Annotated in this window: 21 protein-coding genes; 7 read left to right on the forward strand and 14 right to left on the reverse strand. The window is 39.1% G+C overall.

From position 1 onward, the window contains the following. Both R1T16_RS18005 and R1T16_RS18010 read left to right on the forward strand, forming a co-directional pair. Positions 1 to 187 (forward strand): hypothetical protein (locus R1T16_RS18005; RefSeq protein ID WP_317502527.1); only part of this gene is annotated, 187 nt, incomplete at its 5' end. Then, the gene (locus R1T16_RS18010; RefSeq protein WP_317502528.1) at positions 144 to 815 is read left to right on the forward strand and encodes a hypothetical protein; all 672 of its coding nucleotides are present in this window, start codon (positions 144 to 146) and stop codon (positions 813 to 815) included. The genes R1T16_RS18005 and R1T16_RS18010, both read left to right, overlap by 44 nt. Positions 816 to 847: 32 nt before the next feature. Here R1T16_RS18010 and R1T16_RS18015 read toward each other — a convergent pair whose 3' ends face one another. Further along, positions 848 to 1,705 carry a LysR family transcriptional regulator gene (locus tag R1T16_RS18015; RefSeq protein WP_317502529.1) on the reverse strand — a complete coding sequence of 286 codons (858 nt, stop codon included), beginning with the start codon at positions 1,703 to 1,705 and terminating at the stop codon, positions 848 to 850. Between the two features lie 182 nt (positions 1,706 to 1,887). Between R1T16_RS18015 and R1T16_RS18020 the strand changes: the two genes are divergently transcribed. Beyond that, the gene (locus R1T16_RS18020; protein WP_317502530.1) at positions 1,888 to 2,757 is read left to right on the forward strand and encodes an alpha/beta hydrolase; all 870 of its coding nucleotides are present in this window, start codon (positions 1,888 to 1,890) and stop codon (positions 2,755 to 2,757) included. A 79-nt stretch (positions 2,758 to 2,836) separates the two neighbouring features. On the opposite strand, the gene R1T16_RS18025 is transcribed toward R1T16_RS18020, so the two are convergent. Genes R1T16_RS18025 through R1T16_RS18040 form a run of 4 tightly spaced genes read right to left on the reverse strand, consistent with a single transcriptional unit; the run spans position 2,837 to position 7,227 of the window. Then, positions 2,837 to 4,204 carry an alginate export family protein gene (locus R1T16_RS18025; RefSeq protein WP_317502531.1) on the reverse strand — a complete coding sequence of 456 codons (1,368 nt, stop codon included), beginning with the start codon at positions 4,202 to 4,204 and terminating at the stop codon, positions 2,837 to 2,839. Positions 4,205 to 4,209: 5 nt separating this feature from the next. After that, positions 4,210 to 4,641: a DoxX family protein gene (locus R1T16_RS18030; protein WP_317502532.1), complete on the reverse strand. Its 432-nt coding sequence runs from the start codon at positions 4,639 to 4,641 to the stop codon at positions 4,210 to 4,212. Positions 4,642 to 4,644: 3 nt separating this feature from the next. After that, positions 4,645 to 6,516, reverse strand: a complete 1,872-nt coding sequence (locus R1T16_RS18035) for an amidohydrolase (RefSeq protein WP_317502533.1) — start codon at positions 6,514 to 6,516, stop codon at positions 4,645 to 4,647. A gap of 21 nt (positions 6,517 to 6,537) precedes the next feature. Beyond that, entirely contained in the window at positions 6,538 to 7,227 is a 690-nt protein-coding gene (locus tag R1T16_RS18040; protein ID WP_317502534.1) for a hydrolase, read from the reverse strand. A 617-nt stretch (positions 7,228 to 7,844) separates the two neighbouring features. Between R1T16_RS18040 and R1T16_RS18045 the strand changes: the two genes are divergently transcribed. Next, complete coding sequence (locus R1T16_RS18045; RefSeq protein ID WP_317502535.1) at positions 7,845 to 8,606, forward strand: NUDIX hydrolase; 762 nt, start codon at positions 7,845 to 7,847, stop codon at positions 8,604 to 8,606. Between the two features lie 27 nt (positions 8,607 to 8,633). Here the strand turns inward: R1T16_RS18045 and R1T16_RS18050 are convergent, their stop codons facing one another. Continuing rightward, a complete protein-coding gene (locus R1T16_RS18050; RefSeq protein WP_317502536.1) occupies positions 8,634 to 9,188 on the reverse strand; it encodes an NAD(P)H-dependent oxidoreductase in 555 nt (184 codons plus the stop codon). A 186-nt stretch (positions 9,189 to 9,374) separates the two neighbouring features. On the opposite strand from R1T16_RS18050, the gene R1T16_RS18055 reads away from it, so the two are divergent. Further along, entirely contained in the window at positions 9,375 to 11,189 is a 1,815-nt protein-coding gene (locus R1T16_RS18055; RefSeq protein ID WP_317502537.1) for a hypothetical protein, read from the forward strand. Here the strand turns inward: R1T16_RS18055 and R1T16_RS18060 are convergent. Beyond that, positions 11,181 to 11,858, reverse strand: a complete 678-nt coding sequence (locus R1T16_RS18060; protein WP_317502538.1) for a Crp/Fnr family transcriptional regulator — start codon at positions 11,856 to 11,858, stop codon at positions 11,181 to 11,183. The genes R1T16_RS18055 and R1T16_RS18060 overlap by 9 nt on opposite strands. A gap of 427 nt (positions 11,859 to 12,285) precedes the next feature. Between R1T16_RS18060 and R1T16_RS18065 the strand changes: the two genes are divergently transcribed. Together R1T16_RS18065 and R1T16_RS18070 are read left to right on the forward strand one after the other, a co-directional pair. Continuing rightward, a complete protein-coding gene (locus R1T16_RS18065; RefSeq protein WP_317502539.1) occupies positions 12,286 to 13,281 on the forward strand; it encodes a bifunctional methionine sulfoxide reductase B/A protein in 996 nt (331 codons plus the stop codon). Continuing rightward, positions 13,281 to 13,784: a peptide-methionine (S)-S-oxide reductase gene (locus R1T16_RS18070; RefSeq protein WP_317502540.1), complete on the forward strand. Its 504-nt coding sequence runs from the start codon at positions 13,281 to 13,283 to the stop codon at positions 13,782 to 13,784. Before R1T16_RS18065 ends, R1T16_RS18070 begins: the two co-directional genes overlap by 1 nt. Before the next feature lie 56 nt (positions 13,785 to 13,840). Here R1T16_RS18070 and hisIE read toward each other — a convergent pair whose 3' ends face one another. The 7 genes from hisIE to hisD are packed head-to-tail and all read right to left on the reverse strand — an operon-like array spanning position 13,841 to position 19,851. After that, complete coding sequence (hisIE, locus tag R1T16_RS18075; RefSeq protein WP_317502541.1) at positions 13,841 to 14,434, reverse strand: bifunctional phosphoribosyl-AMP cyclohydrolase/phosphoribosyl-ATP diphosphatase HisIE; 594 nt, start codon at positions 14,432 to 14,434, stop codon at positions 13,841 to 13,843. After that, complete coding sequence (gene hisF / locus R1T16_RS18080) at positions 14,431 to 15,183, reverse strand: imidazole glycerol phosphate synthase subunit HisF (protein WP_317502542.1); 753 nt, start codon at positions 15,181 to 15,183, stop codon at positions 14,431 to 14,433. The genes hisIE and hisF overlap by 4 nt, the downstream gene beginning before the upstream one ends. Beyond that, positions 15,177 to 15,890, reverse strand: a complete 714-nt coding sequence (gene hisA / locus R1T16_RS18085; protein ID WP_317502543.1) for a 1-(5-phosphoribosyl)-5-[(5-phosphoribosylamino)methylideneamino]imidazole-4-carboxamide isomerase — start codon at positions 15,888 to 15,890, stop codon at positions 15,177 to 15,179. Before hisA ends, hisF begins: the two co-directional genes overlap by 7 nt. Beyond that, a complete protein-coding gene (gene hisH, locus R1T16_RS18090; protein WP_317502544.1) occupies positions 15,887 to 16,465 on the reverse strand; it encodes an imidazole glycerol phosphate synthase subunit HisH in 579 nt (192 codons plus the stop codon). Before hisH ends, hisA begins: the two co-directional genes overlap by 4 nt. Next, a complete protein-coding gene (gene hisB / locus R1T16_RS18095) occupies positions 16,462 to 17,550 on the reverse strand; it encodes a bifunctional histidinol-phosphatase/imidazoleglycerol-phosphate dehydratase HisB (protein ID WP_317502545.1) in 1,089 nt (362 codons plus the stop codon). Before hisB ends, hisH begins: the two co-directional genes overlap by 4 nt. Then, entirely contained in the window at positions 17,547 to 18,569 is a 1,023-nt protein-coding gene (gene hisC / locus R1T16_RS18100; protein ID WP_317502546.1) for a histidinol-phosphate transaminase, read from the reverse strand. Before hisC ends, hisB begins: the two co-directional genes overlap by 4 nt. Continuing rightward, positions 18,562 to 19,851 carry a histidinol dehydrogenase gene (gene hisD, locus R1T16_RS18105; protein WP_317502571.1) on the reverse strand — a complete coding sequence of 430 codons (1,290 nt, stop codon included), beginning with the start codon at positions 19,849 to 19,851 and terminating at the stop codon, positions 18,562 to 18,564. Before hisD ends, hisC begins: the two co-directional genes overlap by 8 nt.

A 19,851-nucleotide genomic window follows, 5' to 3' on the forward strand; every position in this document is an offset into this window, starting at 1 on the left:
TAAAGAACAAAAGAACCGGGCTGCCATTGGCAGCCCGGTTTGTTTTAGGCCTAATATAGAGAAGACTGAAGTTCAAAAAAGGAGCGTTCAGTTATCGCTTGTACCTGCCGGCAGGCATTGCGCAATATTCTGCCCTTATGGTTATGGAAAAAGAATATGGAAAGGACAAAATGAAAAAATTCCTTGAGTATGAAATGGATAGCTACCTTAACGGACGCAGCAGTGAGAGCGAAGAGGAGGAGACACTTATGAAAACCCAGGGGCAGCAATACATTCATTATAACAAGGCGAGTGTTGTGATGTACTACCTTAAGGAAATGATAGGGGAAGATAAAGTTAATCTAACCCTAAGCAACCTGGTAAAAAAGTATGGCTATAAAAATCCGCCGTACTCAACATCTATTGCTGCGGTTAATGAGTTTAAAAAAGTAACGCCGCCAGACATGCAGTACCTGATTAAAGATATGTTTGAGAACATAACAATTTTCTCTAACCGAGCTTTAAAGGTTACCTCTAAAAAAGTAGACGGAGGTTATGAGGTTACGCTTAAAACGACTTCTGAAAAGTTCAGGGTAGATGGCATGGGTCGTGAAACAGCAATAGCTGTCAATGATTATATTGATGTAGGTGTATTTACTGAGCCTGATAATGACCTGAATGCAGGAAAAGTGCTTGCGTACAAAAGGGTAAAAGTGAATAAAAAAGACAATACCTATACTTTTACAGTTGAAGAAAAGCCATATCAAGCGGGTATAGATCCTTATAATTATTTGATAGACAGAATACCGAGCGATAATCTTGAGCTGGTAGATTAAACGTAAGCGGCTGATGAAAATCAGCCTTTTTTTTATTTAAACATTTCTGTAAATATTTTTAAAGCATTTGATTTTGGTATATCATTTCGTGATACTATCACAGTTGTCATTAATCCAAGTTCTCCTTTAACAGTAAACGAATTTATATTTCGGTTATAATAAAGCTTATTAATTACATCTTCGGGTAAAAGTGTGATGCCAATACCTGCTTCTACAAAATTGATCATGCCTTCAAGGGTATTGATAATAGTGTATTGATAGTTTAGAATACCATTGGTCTTAAGCCATACTTCAAGTCGGGCGCGATAGCTGCAACCTTGGTCAAATACAACAATTTTTACAGTATCCTTTTTTAAGTGGCTCTTTAAATTGTTATAAGCTTTAGAAGTCACGAGTACCAGTCGTTCTACATTTACTTTAACAGTATCCAGTTCAGGCATTATAACAGGCGCAACAACAAATGCCGCGTCAAGTTTATATGTAAGAACGTCGTTAATAAGATTAGTGGAATTGTCAGCTTTAAAACTGAGGTTTATCTTTGGATATAAATCGGTGAAATGATTGATCAACCCCGGTATTTTAAGTGCCATTGTGGTTTCAATACACCCTATTTTTAGGTTTCCTGATATCTCTTTATCATTCTGTAATTCGTTTTTAATCTCTTCAGTCAGAAGAGTTATACTCCGGCAATATTGTAAAAATAGTTTGCCCTGTTCTGTAAGCTCTACTGATCTGGAAGTCCTCTTAAAAAAAACAGCATTAAATTCCTGTTCAAGATTTTTTATTCTCGAAGTCACATTAGATTGTACCGTATACATCATCTCTGCCGCTTTAGTGAAATTAGCAGTCACTGCGACAGTTTCAAATATTTTCAAATCATTACTATTCATCTCTAATTGTGATTTTACTTATAATTATTAATCGTTTATAATAATTAAAAGTACAACGTAGATTTGTATTATCAAAATCAAGTTAAATGAAACCAAATAAATTGATTGCTACATTCATAGCAATAATGAGCCTTTGTCAGCTATACGGGCAAAAACAAATAAATAATAAAAACGGAAATTTAATGAAATCAAACACGATTCACTACCGTACCATAAAAGCGGGAGACATGAATATTTTTTACAGGGAAGCGGGATCCCAGGATGCACCGGTTATCTTACTATTACATGGTTATCCTACATCGTCATTTATGTTTAGGAATCTTATACCCCTACTTGCGGAAAAATACCATGTCATAGCACCGGATCTTCCTGGTTTCGGGTATTCTGATTCACCTTCAGCTACGGATTATAGTTATACATTCGATAATCTTGCAGAGGCTATGCAGGACTTGATAGATACGCTGAAGCTCAAAAGATTTGCTCTTTATGTCTTTGATTACGGAGCACCAACAGGATTTCGTTTGGCTATGGCTAATCCAGAAAAGATTACAGGTATCATTTCACAAAACGGAAATGCTTATGAAGAGGGATTAGGGGCAGCCTGGAGCGACGTAAAAAAGTACTGGGCAGATCCTTCTCAGGAAAACCGTGATGCACTCAAAGATTTTGTCTCTATAAAGATGACACGTTTTCAGTATGAGGAAGGTGTTGCGGATGTTTCGCTAATAGAACCGGAAGCTTACACATTAGACCAATATTTTCTTGATAAACCCGGGCACCTGGATATCCAGTTGGACCTTATGCTGGACTACCGGAACAATGTTGCGATGTATCCGAAATTCCAGCAATACTTTAGGAATAAAAAGCCAAAATTACTTGCTGTTTGGGGTAATAAAGATCCTTTCTTTTTGCCTATTGGCGCAGAATTGTATAAGAGGGATATTCCTGATGCAAAAGTTAAATTTTATAATACCGGCCATTTTGCTCTCGAAACGCATGCAAACGAGATAGGCCATGAGATCCTGGATTTTATGAATGGTTTAGATAAATAAAATCCGCACAGAAAAAAGAGCCTGAAGTTTCCTTCAGGCTTTTCAATTTTAATTCAGTGGGTAATATCTATCTATCGGCTTAAAATTTAATAGTTGTCGTAAACGCTCCGTATAAATAGTCTTTGCCTGACCCTGCTTCTTTTAAGAACGAGCCCGAACCGAACCAGGCGCCTTCTAAAGCAAACGATACAAATGTGTTTAGGCTATATTCAAAATCGGCGGCTAATTGTGTGCCTATAAAACTGCTGTTTGTACCGTCACCGGAATATAACAACTGCATATTCGGTGCATAGATGCCATCGTTATTGCTCAGTCTCCAGAATATGTCATAATCCACGCCAAAACTAAGGTCATCAGTCAGTTCAAGATTTACCGACGGGTGTATGTCACAAAGGTTGGCAGGGCCTATAAGGGCAACGAGGCCAAAATAAGCACCTCTGGGGTATAGGGCATTAAAGGTTTGTATCTTGTTATCATTCTTATTATTATCTCCTGAAATTATTTCAGTCTTCAATCCAAATGTAGGTTTAAACATTACACTTTCCAGATTGTAATTGATGTTGGAAGACACCGTCCATGCAGCAATATCTTTACCTGCCAGTCGGCCAAATTGGTAAACGGCTTCAAAGTCATATTGAAAAGGCCCTTTGTTCTTCCATACTCGTGTTCCGAAGGTATGCCTCATTTCACCTCCTGTAGCGTCATCAATCCTGACTTGTCTTTTCCATAAACCAAAGTAATACAGGTCTATATTTTTCAGGAATTTTATATTATTAAGTACAGTGTAGCTTCCCCAAAGCTTTGCATTATCGTTAATTTCATCATTAAAAGCTCCCGGTATATTTGCAACGGGCTGCATGTAAAATGCATCGGTCTGGAAACTTTGCTTTGATAAAATAAATTTTAAACCATCCATAGCCAGCCTGTTATTTGGTTTTTCGCGTACACCTATGAGACGCTGAGAACCGTACTGCATTTCCTGTCTTCCTAAGCGGGCAAGTAACTGAGTATTTTCAGTATTCAAAATTTTATAGTCTGCAAAAAGCTGGTGCACTTCCGCCGTATTTTTATCTATTGGGCTTGGGTCTGGCAAACTATGCGACAAACTGCTCTGAAACTGTCCAAATACTCTTAAATTGCCCAAATGAATATCTGTGTGAAAAAGATATCGCGACAAGAAATAGCCATTTTTAGCGTCAGGTTCATCACCCCATTTGTTATTTTTAGTACTGATGTACTGGCCACGGGCTTCACCTCCTAATGAGATATAATATTTACCTGATGTGCTTAGCGGAATATACTTTATGCTTTCGTACCAGTTTTTTACGCTGTCATTTTGCAGGTAACTAAAATCGTCATTAAAGCGAAGCGGCTTAAAGCCGGGGTGTTGCTGTGCCCATCCTGATATACATGATACCAGAAATAAACAGAGTAGTATTTTTTTCATGACGTTTAGTTTAATTTCTTCGTCAGGTAACCATCTACCGAATATTTTCCTCCGCCTACAATTGCTATTGTAAGCATAGCGATGCTGTACATGAATGGGATGTCCCGCTCTATGAGTGAGTCAGTTCCATGCATAATAAAATATCCGGTGGCTGTAACAATCAGCGCGGGAATGGCAGCAAGCCTGGTAAATAATCCTAAGACGACAAATACAGGCAAATAAACATTAGCCGCTATGGCTAAAAAGTCATTTAGTATTGACGGAAATCCGAAAGGATTAGGGATGTCTTCCGGAACCGCTACGCCAATACCAATTTTTTTGAGTCCGTGTACCACAATTAGTTCTGTAGCCACGGCAACTCTAAAGAATAAGATTCCGAAATTTGCGGTTGTAGAATGCAGGTCAGAACTTAATATAAGTTTGATAATTTTTTTCATGGCTTAATTTTTTTGGTATCCGCCAAAATAATTTACAGGACTCCATGCCGGAATTGCTTTTGGAAGTGGAGCTGCAAAACTCCTGAAGTCATTATCGGCATACACAACTTTACCGTTTACAACGGTAAGCTTAGCTTCCATAGTAAGAATGTTATCTTCAGCAGTTGTAAAGTAGTCATCGCTAAGAATTACAAAATCGGCGAGGTAATTTTCGGTAAGTACTCCTCTGTCTTTATCAAGATCTATAAGCTGTGCACTGCCTTGTGTGAAGAGTTTAAGTGCCGTGGTACGGTCAACGATATTTTCAGCTGCCATGTATTTTAATCCTCCAAGCGATTTTCCGGTAGTCAGCCAGTATAGTCCAACCCATGGGTTATAACTTGCCACACGTGTACCATCTGTACCCATGCCAACCTTAATACCCATGTCCATAATCTTTTTAAGAGGAACGGTGTTTGCCGCAGCTGTTTTACCGTAACGTTTTATAAAGGCTTCAGCCTGATAAGCCATCCTGTGCTGTATTGCAATACCTCCATTAAGCACCTTGATACGTTTAAGATTATCCTCAGAAACCGTTTCGGCATGGTCAAAGAACCATAACAAACCATTTAAAGGAGTGTCCTTATTTATGTCTTCTATAACATTAAGGAATTGGCTAATGCTTTCATTGTAGGTTGCGTGTATCCTAAATGGCCACCTGTTTTTAATCAATAATGACAAAACCGATTTTAGCTGTCCTTCCATAGCAGGGCTAAGTTCCGGCCTTGGCTCATCAAAATTCTCAAAATCTCCCGCGCTCATTACAAGATTTTCTCCGCCACCCTGAACGTGGTATTCCATTTGTGGCATCTTACCGAATTTCTTTATACCGTCGTTAGGTATATCGCAGCCGGCACCTATTTCTACAGAACTGATCCATCGTGTGTAATCGGCAAGTTCGTTTCCTGCTTTCTGTGCAAAAAGGTAGTAAGGCATACGGATGGTAAGTTCGTTGTTCTCGCAAAGTTTAGTGGTTACGCCGTAATCGTCAGGGTAATTCTGGAAACCACCTCCTGCGTCCATAATAGCAGTTACGCCAAGCCTGTTCATTTCGCTCATGAACTGTTTTGTTGAATTTACTTTTTCGTCCGGAGTAAGTTCAGGAAGCTTAGAAAGTGTTGAGTAAAGAATAAAAGCATTTGGCTCAGCTACAAGCATGCCTGTAGGGTTACCGTTTATGTCTCTTTCTATAAGTCCGCCATTTGGGTTAGGTGTATTGGCATCAAGCTTAAGAGCTGCGATACCGGCTTTATTTAAATATGCATGGCCGTAAAGGTGCAGTACAAATGCAGGTACATTTCCTGTAGCTTCGTTTATTTCTTCAAGGGTTGGCAGTCTTTTTTCTTCAAACTGGTAGGCATTCCAGCCACCAACAACACGTACCCATTGCCCGGCAGGTGTTCTTTGTGCCTGTTCTTTCAGCATGGCTAAAGCTCTTTTTAATGAGCGGACGCCATCCCAACGAAGTTCTGTATTAAAAAAACGGCCACCGCGGATGATGTGCATATGCGAATCAAACAATCCCGGAATAATAGTTTTTCCTTTGGCATCAATTACTGTAGTACTTTTTGTTTTTAGCTTAAGGATATCGCTGTTTGTCCCTGTCTTTATTATTTTACCATTGGCTACAGCGATAGCTTGTGTAATAGTGTTTTTAGTGTCAAGGGTATGCACTTTTGCGTTGTGCACAATGAGGTCAGCTTTTTTTTGTGCCGATACTGCTGCAGTAACTATCAGGCACAGGAATAGATGTATAAATGTTTTCATTATGGTAATCTTAAAAATGATAGTTGTGTTGTTGTAGTGAAAGGCTGTATGCTTCCTTACGACGGTCATACAGCCTTTTAGGTTTAGCTATTAATGCTTAAGCATTTCATGAGCATACTGAACACCTACACCGTAAGCGCCGCCATATTTCTTAACAAGGTCGGTTACCGCTTTGTATGATTCCTGGCGTGCCCAGTCGCGTTGAAGCTCTAATAAATATTGTAACGATGTCATAGGGTGTGCACCTGCCTGAACCATACGTGTTATAGCCATTTCGTGAGCTTCTTTAGAAACGTCTGCGCTTGCATCTGTTATAATATAAACATCATACCCTTCACCTATAGCCGATAGCGCCGGACCTACAATACATACGCTTGTCCATAAACCTGCAAAAACAAGTTTCTTTTTGTTCTTTCCTGTTATAGCTTTATAAGCAGCTACATCTTCCCAAGTGTTCATAGAAGTACGGTCAATATAATTTGAAGTTTTTTGAGGATAGAATTCTTCTACTTCACGGAATACCGGTCCGCTGAATGATTTTTCAGCCACAGTCGTAACGACTGTAGGTACATTAAAGATTTTAGATGCACCCGCTACAAGCGCTACGTTGTTGCGCAGCTGGTCTATTGGAGAACTCCCTACTGCAAATGCCATCTGGCTCTCATGATCTATTAATACAAGTGCGTGGTTTGACGGGCTAAGTAATGCCGCTCCCGGTTTTTGTGCTACTGCTGTAAGCGATACTACTACTGCCGCTACTGATAAGAATAAGTTTTTCATAATGATTAAGATTTGTGATTACTATTGATAAATGTTTTTGTTTTGTTTTAATATGCTGTTTATTGTTTTGTTATTACATTGCAAAGTTGCGATATGGTGATCAGCCATACATTGAACTGGGACAAGAAAACAAAAAGCAAAACTTTAAAATGGAAATTGCTACAGGCCTGTTACTTATTTCATCAAAACATTTACCATATGCCAAAATCGATGCCTTACAAATAACTTATTGATATACAGTTTTTTGTGTTTTATGGTTGATTTAGGGAATGACGGTATATCGTTAAATTTTTGGTAAGTTTAGATATGCTACACAGATTTGAGCCGAAGCCAGAAGGATTTTTAGTATTTTTATGTGAGAGGTAAATACAAATAAAAAACCATCGACTCCGGGAGCCGATGGTTTTTAAACAAATAACAATTTTAACTTAACGACAAAACCTTTACGGTTTGGCAGTCACACACTGCTTATGAACAGATAAGCAGTGCATTATGCAAATATAAGATAATAATTTGTTAATGCTTCATTTTAAATCAATATTAGTTTTAATATTTAATAATTGACCGGCAGAATTTTAATATGTAAGGGAAAGATGTAATTAACTACCTTTGTACTAATGGAAAGAGAAGAAAGTTTGAGAGAGATATTAGAAAGAAGATCAGAAACAGCATGGAAAGAATTCATGCCATCTGTATCTATTGATTGTGTTGTGTTTGGTTTTAACGACGGTGCTCTGAAAGTACTGCTTTTAAAATTAAAAGGTCAGGATTTATGGTCGCTTCCCGGCGGATATATGGGTAAAGAAGAAGATGTAAATACAGCTGCGGGACGTATCTTATTTGAGCGTACAGGAGCACAAAATATTTTTTTAGAGCAGTTTAATGTGTTCACATCCCTAAATAGAAGTGAAGGATTCTTTAAAGACTACCCTGACACGCTATGGCATAAACAACGATTTTTATCCATAGGGTGTTATGCCCTTGTTGATTATACTACGGTGGAACTTGTTACAGATGAACTTTCATCGGTAACTGAATGGTGCGATATAAACAGTATTCCCGAGATGATGATGGATCACCGCCAGATTTTTGATGAAGCACTTATTACCTTAAGAAGGCAGCTAAACTACAAGCCTATTGGCTATAATTTGTTGCAGGATGAATTCACTATGCCCGAACTACAAAAGCTATATGAAATCATTCTTGGCAAAAAGCTAAACAGGGGTAATTTTTACAGGAAGATGACGGCTTACGATATATTAGATAAAATGGACGAGCCCCGAAAAGGAGGGGGGGCGCACAAAGCTCCAAATCTCTACAAATTTAATACAGAAAAATACCAGGCTGCCCTTAAAGATGGTTTAAAGGAAGGCTGGTAAATGCTGTTTTGAGGATGTTTATCTCTCTTACGATTGATTGTTGGCTATCCAATTTGTAAAAGCGGCAATAAATTTATTCAAAAATTCGGTAGTTGAATCATTTTTAATGTTTCCATTGCTGTCAAATAATTTATCAGCTTTGCCTATATAGGCTTCAGGCTGCTGCAATACAGGTACATTTAAAAATACAAGCGACTGCCTTAAATGATGGTTAGCACCAAATCCGCCAATGGCTCCAGGACTTACACTTATTACTGCTCCGGGCTTCCTGTCCCAAACACTTTTACCATAAGGACGCGAACCTACATCAAGTGCATTTTTAAGCGCTCCGGGAACAGATCTGTTGTATTCGGGTGTAACAAATAGAACGGCATCAAAAGTGATCATTGCATTACGGAATGCTGTCCAGGCTTCAGGGACGTTTTCCTCAAGATCTTCGTTGTATAGAGGAAGATTTCCAATTTCTACGATTTCTGCTTCCAGATTTTCAGCAGAAAGTTTGATGAATGCCTGTGCCATCTTTCTGTTTAGCGATTCTTTTCTAAGGCTCCCTACCACTATGGCCGTTTTGTATTTCTTCATGTTACTGTTGTTTGTTGATTACTCATAAAGTTACACACCAGTGTGCTGTACACTCTCAAAATTAACATAAGTTTATTCCTGTAGGCGTAACTTAATTAATAAGCCAAAACTTTAATTGTATGATATTTATCAGGTTTTAAATAATCACAGAGTGTCATATTTGCAGATTACTTTTAATCAGGAAATATGATAAATAATAAATTGCACAACTTCCACATTCCCGTAATGGGCTTGGCATATACCATAGACAGCCCACTACGTGTGGCGCATTTTGGAATAGATTCTGTTGTATCCATAGTAGATGATGAGCTTATCGAAAAAATGCACGCTTTCTACAGTAAAAAATTCAGCCTTCCATATACTGAGATTACTCAAAAAATGCAGGATTACAGGGCTAAACGTATTACAGCTTACCTTAACACCCTTGATACCCTTGTAAAAAATAAATTTGAAGCTTTTTGTAATGAATTGGCTGAAAGTAAAAATTCCCTTGACAATTTTATGCAGATGCTTCCCTCTACATCAGAAATTAAAAAAGGATTTCAGGAGATAGTATCGGGAGGACTTGATATGGCTGATTCGCTGAAAAATTTTATAAGTGAACATTTGCAATCCGGTAGTATCGATGTAAATATCATGACAAAAGTAGATAAGACCAATTTTAATAAAAATATGCCATTACCAGCTATATACAACGATGCCCACGCAGCATTGAGGGGTTTTGCCAATAGCAGGCTAAATTCGTCACTTGTTTTGTCTGCAGGCATGAACCCGTCATTGTTTAGCTACATAGCAGAATTTAGTGACTTTTTACCTGATGCGAAGCGGCAACTAAATAAAAAGATAATCCTGAAGGTGAGCGATTTTAGATCGGCAATGATACAGGGAAGTTTTTTGGCTAAGAAAGGCGTGTGGGTTTCAGAATACAGGATAGAATCGGGACTTAATTGTGGTGGGCATGCTTTTGCTACCGATGGTCTGCTTCTTGGACCTATTATGGAGGAGTTTAAGAACAGAAAAAAAGAACTTGTAACATCTACCTTTCAATTGGTACAAAAAGCACTGCAGCAAAAGGACATCGTATTGCATGAACCGCCTCAGGTTAAGATTACTGTGCAGGGTGGTGTAGGTACAGCTGAGGAGCATGAATTTTTATTGGAACATTACGAGGCAGATTCAGTCGGCTGGGGATCGCCGTTTCTTTTGGTACCCGAAGCGACAGCTACAGATCCCGCAACGCGTAAACTTCTTGCAGAAGCCAAAGAAAATGATTTTTACAGAAGTAATATTTCGCCGCTTGGCGTACCTTTTAATACCGTTAAAGGTACCACCAACGAAAAATTAAAAAATCAGAGGATTGATAACAACATGGCAGGTAGTTCCTGTCCAAAAAAATTACTGGCACTAAGCAGGGAATTTGATGAGAAAGGGATATGCACAGCTTCACGCAAATACCAGCAGCTTAAATTGCATGAGCTGGAAAAACTGCAGGATAATTTATGTATAGAAGAATATGAGAGCAGGGTTGAAGATATTACAGTAAAATCGTGTCTTTGTGTAGGACTTGCCAATCCCGCTTATCTTGAGAACAATATAGTAATAAAAGGAGAAGCGCAGGGCGTTGTTGTTTGCCCGGGACCTAACATGGCCTACTTTGATAAGGAGGTTTCGCTGAAAGACATGGTATGTCATATCTATGGATATAAGTCTGTACTTGCAGCTACATACCGACCAAATATGTTTATTAAGGAACTGGTTTTATATATAGATTATCTTATAAAAGATATAGAAGCAGCAGCAGGATTCTGTACTTCAGCACAAGTTAAAAAGTGGAATTTGTTTAAAAAGAACCTACTGGAAGGAATCAGCTACTATAAGAATGTATTTAGTATATCAGGTTTCTTTACGCAGTCAAAAATTGAGATATTGGAACAATTCCAATACCTGTATGAAAAAGTATCTTTTCTGCACATCCCATGTCAGGAGGAGATACTAGCTTAATTTTAAAAGTTTATTCCTGTCCGGTATAATGATCTTTTTGCCGGACAGTTCTACGACACCCAGCTTATTGAATTCTGACAATAACCTGATGCAGCTCTCTGTTGCAGTGCCTACCATCCCTGCAATCTCCTCGCGGGATAATTTTATATTCAGGCTTTTATCGGGATTGATGCCAAATGTGTCAAGGAGGTAAACAAGTGTTTCTGCAAGGCGCTGCTTAACTGATTTTTGTGCCATGGTTACTAAATGCTCGTCGGCGTCTTTAAGGTCGCCGCAAATAGCTTTCATAACATTCATAGAAAACTGGTTGTTTTGTTTAAAAAGTCCCATAATCTCAGTTTTCGGAATAAAGCACACTTCCATATCTTCTATTGCAATGGCACTAAGGTTTACAGGTTCTTCACTTATCATGGAACGCTGACCAAGCAGTTCTCCTTTAGTAATGAGCTTTACGATTTGGTCGTTGCCGTTTGCACTCAGTTTGGTAAGTTTGCATACGCCATCTTTAATACAAAAAATGCCATTTACATTTTCACCTTCGGTAAAAATGGGTTCACCTTTTTTAATGATATACGATGATTTACAATCAGCAATTTTGAGCAGTTCTTCTTTATTCAGCGCCTTTAGCGAGCTGAATTCCCTAACGATACATTGTTCACACTTACTCATAATCATTACCTCAATTGGTTATGCAAATTTACTGAAGCTGCATGACATATATCATAGTTTATTGCAGGTAATTAAGGCAATTTTGTGTCAGGTAAAATTGAGCAGATATGAACACACAACATTGTTATCATTGTGGGTTGCAAATTGTAAAAAGGGAAGAGGTTCTTTCTTTTGGAGCTAAAGAAAGCAGGCGTGCCTCCGCCTAAATGAAGTTCTTTTATGAGTGGGAGCCGGGGCAGTAAATCGCAGTATAAAAATATGCGAAACGATAAATCAGGTTTTAAGTTAAAGGTTAATTTCTATGACATGATTGACAATAACCTGACATTATAGCGGTAATAAAGTCGTTAGATCATATATGAGTTTTTTGGCATAGTATTTATACTTAATGTGGTAACTTCACATTAATAAAAGAAAGGAAATTATCATGCTAAAATGGATTGATATTGTAAAGTTTGCAAGTACAGGTAACCCAAAGCCGGATCATCGTGTTGAAAAAACAGAGAAAGAGTGGAAAGCACTTTTGAGCGATGAAGAATTCAGGATTACGAGGCTTAAAGGTACAGAGCGTGCTCATAGTTCTGAAATGTGTTCGCTTTTTGAACCAGGAATATATTCCTGTGTTTGCTGCGGCACGTTGTTATTTGATGGAGGAGAAAAATTTGAGAGCGGTACAGGATGGCCTTCATTTACCCAGCCAATTAAAGAAAACGCTGTTGCCTACCATAAAGATGTAAGTTATGGAATGGTTCGTATTGAGGCATTATGCAATACCTGCGATGCGCACCTTGGGCACGTTTTTCAGGATGGGCCTCCACCAAGCGGCCTTCGCTACTGTATGAATGCAGTTGCTCTGAAAAAGGTAACCACAAACGATAAGAAAGCTACATTTGGAGGTGGCTGTTTTTGGTGTACTGAGGCTGTATTTACATTGCTCAAAGGCGTAAGTAAAGTTGAAAGCGGATATACCGATGGTAAGATTGATAACCCAACCTATAGGGAAGTATGCAGTGGATTGACCGGCCACGCCGAAGTTATCGAAGTGACATATAATCCTGACGAAATATCTTATGAAGATTTGCTGCGCATACATTTGAGTACGCACAATCCTACTACGCTAAACAGGCAGGGTGCCGATGTGGGTACGCAATACCGCAGCATCATCCTGTACCGCAATGAGCAGGAGAAAATGGCAGCCCAAAATGTTGTTGAAGAATTGCAGGAAGCGTATGCGGAGCCAATCGTAACAGAGCTTAAGCCGTTCAGCCATTTTTACAAGGCCGAAGAATACCACCAGGATTATTACAAAAACAATTCGCAGGAAGGTTATTGCCAGGCTGTGATAGACCCTAAGCTTAAAAAATTCAGACAGCTGTTTAAAGAAAAGCTAAGGGATGAAACGGACACGGAAGTAAATAAGTAATGGTTAAAAAAGCGGGATTTGGTGGTGGCTGCCATTGGTGTACCGAAGCTGTTTTCATGGCTTTAAAAGGTGTGCAGTCAGTGCAGCAGGGATGGATTGCCTCAGATGAAGGGAATAATTCCTTTTCTGAAGAAGTAATTGTTGAATATGATCCTGAAGTTATCGGCTTTGATACATTAATCGCTGTACATTTATATACGCATGGCAGCACCTCACAGCACTCAATGCGCGGTAAATACCGCTCTGCGGTATATACTTTTCAGGATGAAGATAGTACTGAAGCAAAATCGGCAATTGCCAGGTTACAATTAGAATTTGAGCACCCTATAATTACACAGGTTCTCTCTTTCGCCGACTTTAAAATGAGCCGTTATGAACTGTTGAATTATTATTTCAGCGATACGCAAAAACCGTTTTGTGAAAATTACATCAACCCGAAGCTAAAGCTGCTGATGAAGAAATTTGCATCGGTCACCCGCGTAGATAAACTTAGACATTTATAATATAAGAACAAGAATAAAAACCGCAGCTGTAAACTGCGGTTTTTTTTGTCCCTGTTTTATTTACTACCGGCTCTCTTTTGCAATACATCTTCAATAGTATTGAGGTTCATTTTTTTAGCTTTTAAAAGTATAAGGAAATGGTAAAGAAGGTCGGCGGCCTCATTCTTAAATAAATCATCGTTATCATCTTTAGCTTCTATTACCAACTCTACCGCTTCTTCGCCCACTTTTTGCGCAATCTTATTAATACCTCTTTTAAATAAGGTGTTTGTGTATGATGTATCCAAATCCGATGCAATCCTGTTTTCAATTTTTTTTTCAAGGGTATAGAGAAAACCTTTACTGCCTTTGTTACCAAAGCAGGAGATATTTCCGGTATGGCATACCGGCCCTTCCGGATAAACAGTTATAAGCAGCGTATCATTATCACAATCTAAATTGATAGTAGCTACGTTTAAATAATTTCCGGAAGTTGATCCCTTGGTCCACAACTCGTTACGGCTGCGGCTAAAAAAAGTAACTCTTCCTTCGGCCTTAGTCTTTGCAAATGCTTCCTTGTTCATATAGCCAAGCATCAGTACTGTAAGGCTAACGGCATCCTGAATGATAACAGGAAGCAATCCATTTGTTTTTTCAAAATCAGGTATCATCGTATGGGGATATTTTGTTGGTTTAGATATTCTTTTAGTTGGGGAATGTTTATTTCTCCATAATGAAAAATGCTTGCGGCCAATGCAGCAGTAGCTTTAGTATTGGTAAAAACTTCTTCGAAATGTTCTTTACATCCGGCACCTCCTGAAGCAATTACGGGAATGCTTACAGCATTGCAAACGCAGTTAACAGCGTCCATTGCAAATCCGTTTTTAGTGCCATCATTGTTCATAGAAGTAAGCAATATTTCACCGGCTCCCATTTTCTCGGCGTGTTTCGCCCAACTAACGAGTTCTATGGAAGTTGCCGTTTGCCCGCCATTAATAAAAACCTGCCAGGTACCATTTACAAGTTTTGCATCTATAGCAACAACCACGGCCTGACTTCCCAATGACTTTGCGATATCATATATAAGCTGTGGATTTTTTACAGCAGATGAATTCAGGCTTACCTTATCGGCTCCGCAGTTAATGAGCAGTTTGGCGTCTTCAACGCTGTTTATTCCACCGCCTACGGTAAAAGGTATGTTTATCTCTTTGGCAATTGCCGAAACGAGCACAGCCAATGTTTTTCTTTTTTCTATAGTGGCGCTTATGTCAAGAAAAACAAGTTCGTCGGCACCCTGATCTGCATAAAGGGCTGCCAGCGTAACAGGGTCTCCGGCATCTTTAAGGCCTAAAAAATTTACGCCTTTTACAACCCTGTTATCTTTAATATCAAGGCACGGAATTATTCTCTTCTTTAGCATAGTTTACTGATTTGTTTTAAACTGATCTTTCCTTCGTATAAAGCCTTGCCTATTATTACCCCATCGCAGCCTATCTGTTTCATGGTATAAACATCTTTGATGGATGATATGCCACCGCTGGCAGTAAGTTTAACTCCCGTTGAGGTTATAATTTCCAGATATAGCGGAGTAGAAGGACCTTGCAACATTCCATCTTTCGCGATATCAGTACAAATTACATTTTTGATGCCCAGTTTTTCATACTTTTTTATAAAGCTCATAATATCAATATTGCTGTCTTCTTCCCAGCCGTTAATGGCAATTTTTCGATTATTACAGTCGGCACCCAGCACAATTCTGTGCGATCCATATTTAGATATCCATTGGGTTACAAGTTCAGGGTTTTTTACAGCAATACTGCCTACAGTAACTTTGTAAGCACCGCTGTTAAAAGCCAGTTCAATATCTGTGTCTGATTTTATGCCCCCGCCAAAATCAACTATAAGTTTTGTCTGGCTGCATATTGTTTCCAGTACCTTATGATTAACTATTCCACCAGATTTTGCACCGTCAAGGTCAACAAGGTGTAAATATCTTATACCGGCATATTCAAATTGTTTTGCTACTTCTACCGGGTTTTTATGGTATACCTTTTCGGTCGCATAATTACCTTTAGTGAGGCGCACACATTTGCCATTTATTATGTCTATAGCTGGTATTATCTTCATAGTTCTAAAAAGTTTTTAAGTAATTGCTCACCTGCACTCCCTGATTTTTCAGGATGGAACTGCACTCCATAAAAGTTATCTTTTTTCAATGCTGCGCTAAAGGGTAAAATGTAATTGCATTCGGCTACAGCATATTTGCTTATTTCAGCATAATAGCTATGAACAAAGTAGAAGTTATCATCTGTGTTTATATTATAGAAAAGATCTAAATTGTCGGCTTTAATTCTGTTCCAACCCATATGAGGAACAATATCCTGTGGAGGAAATTTTTTAACCTCCGCGTTAAAAATGCCAAGTCCGTTTGTGTTTCCTTCTTCAGAAAATCGGCACATAAGCTGTAAGCCAAGACATATTCCCAGTACAGGTTGTTCTAGCGACTTAATAATTGTATCAAGGCCATTCGCTTTTAAATGAGCCATTGCCGATCCTGCTTCGCCCACACCTGGAAAAATGACTTTATTGGCGTTTACTATCTCGTTTACATCGTTGGTCACTACACAGTTATAGCCCAGTCTGGTCACTGCATTCACTACAGATTGCGTGTTGCCGGCGTTATATTTTAGTATTGCTATCATAATATTCCTTTTGTGCTGGGTATGTTGTAATTATCTGTTTGTTTAACGGCCATTTTAACGGCTTTTGCAAACGCTTTAAATATCGCTTCTATCTTGTGGTGTTCGTTTGCACCTTCGGCTTTGATATTGAGGTTGCATTTTGCGGTATCGCTAAACGATTTAAAAAAATGCAGGAACATTTCGGTAGGCATTTCTCCAACCTTTTCACGGGTAAAATTAGCATCCCAAACTAACCACGGCCTGCCGCCAAAGTCAATTGCCACCTGTGCCAGGCAGTCGTCCATAGGCAATAAAAAACCATAGCGCTCAATTCCTTTTTTACTGCCCAGGACTTGCAGGAAAGCATTACCAAGTGCCAATGCGGTATCTTCTATGGTGTGGTGCTCATCTATTTGCAGATCACCAGCAACTTTTATGGAAAGATCAATACCGCCGTGGCGTGCCAGCTGATCCAGCATGTGGTCAAAAAAGCCTAATCCTGTGGTAATATTACTCTGGCCTGTACCATCAAGGTTTACCGTAATGGCAATATTGGTTTCATTTGTCTTGCGTACAACACTTGCTTTTCGGGGCAGTTGTTTCAGGTGCCTGTAAATTGCTTCCCAACTTTGTGTCACTAATGTTGCGGTTTCACATTCCTGACCCATAAAAACAGACTTACACCCCAAATTTCCTGCAAGTTCAACATCGGTAAGCCTGTCACCAATTACATAAGAGTTTTCAAGGTCATAATTTCCTTTTATAAAGTGGGTGAGCAGGGCAGTTCCCGGTTTTCTTGTAGGCAGGTTTTCGTGCGGAAAGCTTCTGTCAATAATTATTTCGCTAAAAACTATACCCTCATTCTTAAAAGCTTGTATCATTTTGTTGTGTGCAGGCCAAAACGTATCTTCAGGAAAAAAATCTGTTCCTAAGCCATCCTGGTTCGTAACCATAACCAATTCATAATCGAGTTCTTTCACGATTTTTGAAAGTCCCTGAAAAACACCCGGATAAAACTCCAGCTTTTCAAGGCTGTCCAATTGATAGTCAACAGGGGGCTCTATAACCAGCGTGCCATCCCTGTCTATAAATAATACTTTTTTCATGATTCAATAGTTTTCAAAGCAGCTACTAATTCCTGATTTTCCTGTGGAGTACCTACAGAAATTCTCAGGCAGTTGTTAACTACTTTGTTTCGGTTCCTGATAATTATGTTTTTTGCTGCCAAGGCATTGTAAATCTTGTCTGCATCGGTAACTTGTATCAATAAAAAATTAGCCTGAGATGGATATACTTTTTTGACCATTGGCAGATTTGCTAAAGCCGCAGTGAGTTTTTCCCTTTCTGAGATTATCGTAGACTTTTGTAATTTGTAGATTTCTAACTTATCCAGGGCATCCACGGCTGCAGTATAATTGAGCCTGCTGATATTGTAAGGTGGTTTAACTTTATTGAATAGTTTTATTATGTCAGCAGATGCAAAGGCAATCCCTATGCGGGCTGCTGCAAGTCCCCATGATTTACTAAGGGTTTGCAGTATTATAAGGTTAGGGTATACATCAATTTTATCGATTAAAGATGTATTGCTAAAATCGGCGTAGGCTTCGTCTACAACAACAATTCCATTAAAGCTCTTCACGATATCCTCAACGTTATTAATCGTGTTTCCGGTAGGATTATTTGGCGAACAGATAAAGATTAGTTTTATCATATTGTCTTCTAATGCATCTTTTGCGGTATCGCTATCAATCTGGAAATTAGAATCCAATTCAACTTTTATCAGTTCGATATTGTTTACGTTTGCCGAAACCTCATACATACCATAAGTAGGGGTAAAGATTAGCGCTTTGTCCTTACCCGGTTTACAAAAAATACGGAAACACAGGTCTATGGCTTCATCGCTGCCATTGCCAGTAAAAATATTTCCGGTATCAACTGATTTTATTGCCGATAACTTTTGTTTAAGTTCTTTTTGCAGAGGATCAGGATAACGGTTTAAGTTTCCAAAAGGATTTTCGTTAGCGTCCAGAAAGATGCCTTCACTTCCCGAAAACTCATCCCTTGCCGAAGAATAGGCTTCAAGGGCAAGGATATTTGGGCGTACAAGTGTATTTAAATTAAACATTTTTAAGATCTTTTAATCGTATTGAAACTGCATTTTTGTGGGCATCGAGCTGCTCAGCTGCGGCCATTATCTCTATGGCCGGGCCAATGTTTTGTAAGCCTTCAGGGGTTATCTTCTGGAACGTTATTTTCTTAATGAAACTATCCAGCGACACGCCGCTGTAATTTTTTGCAAAGCCATTTGTAGGGAGCGTGTGGTTTGTTCCGCTCGCATAGTCACCAGCACTCTCGCAACTATAGTTGCCTAAAAACACAGATCCTGCATTAGTAATATACTTAGTATACTTTTCGGCATCATTACAGGCGAGTATGAGGTGTTCGGGAGCGTATTGATTGCTAAATTCAGCGCAATTTTCGATAGTGTCTAACACAATAGCTTTACTGTTTTGCAATGCTTTAGTCGCCACCTCTTTTCGCGGAAGCATTTCAATTTGAACAGATAGTGCTTTAAGCGTTTCATTAATTATATTCTCGTTATTGCTAAGAAGGATGACCTGGCTGTCTGCACCGTGTTCTGCCTGAGACAATAGATCGGCAGCTATATATTCAGGATTAGATGAGGCATCGGCTATTATTAATAGTTCGCTCGGTCCGGCGGGCAGGTCTATAGCCACGCCAAAGTCTATGGCGGTTTGCTTTGCGGCAGTTACATATTGATTGCCGGGGCCAAAGATCTTATCTACTTTTGGAACACTCTCTGTGCCGATTGCCATAGCACCGATGGCCTGGATACCGCCAATGCAGTATATGCTTTCTATGCCTGTAAGCTGTGCTGCATACAGTATTGCATCGTTGATTTTTCCGCTTTTATCAGGCGGTGTACACAGAATGATCTCTTTACATCCTGCAATTTTAGCAGGTAAGCCCAGCATAAGTACTGTAGAAAATAATGGGGCAGAGCCTCCAGGAATATAAATGCCTACCTTTTCTATTGCACGGCTTTCTCTCCAGCAGCTAACTCCCGTAGTTGTTTCAATTATGTTCTTCTCTTCTCTTTGTGAAAGGTGAAATTTTTCTATGTTGGCCTTTGCTAATTGTATGGCAGCCTGTAATTCCTTAGAAGTCTGCGATGCCCCGGTACTGATCTCTTTTGGTGTAAGCTTAAGGTTTGGCGGAATTGTACCATCAAAAAAACCTGTATATTTTTTTACAGCTTCGTCACCTTTGGTTTGTATTTCTTTAAATATCTGGTTTGTGAGTTCCTCAAGATTAGCGGCAGGCAGTTTTGGCCTTATGCTTAAAGAAGCCCAGTTTTCTACGGTAGGGTTTATTATCTTTTGTAT

Source organism: Flavobacterium sp. DG1-102-2 (genome assembly GCF_033042555.1).
GTDB lineage: Bacteria > Bacteroidota > Bacteroidia > Flavobacteriales > Flavobacteriaceae > Flavobacterium.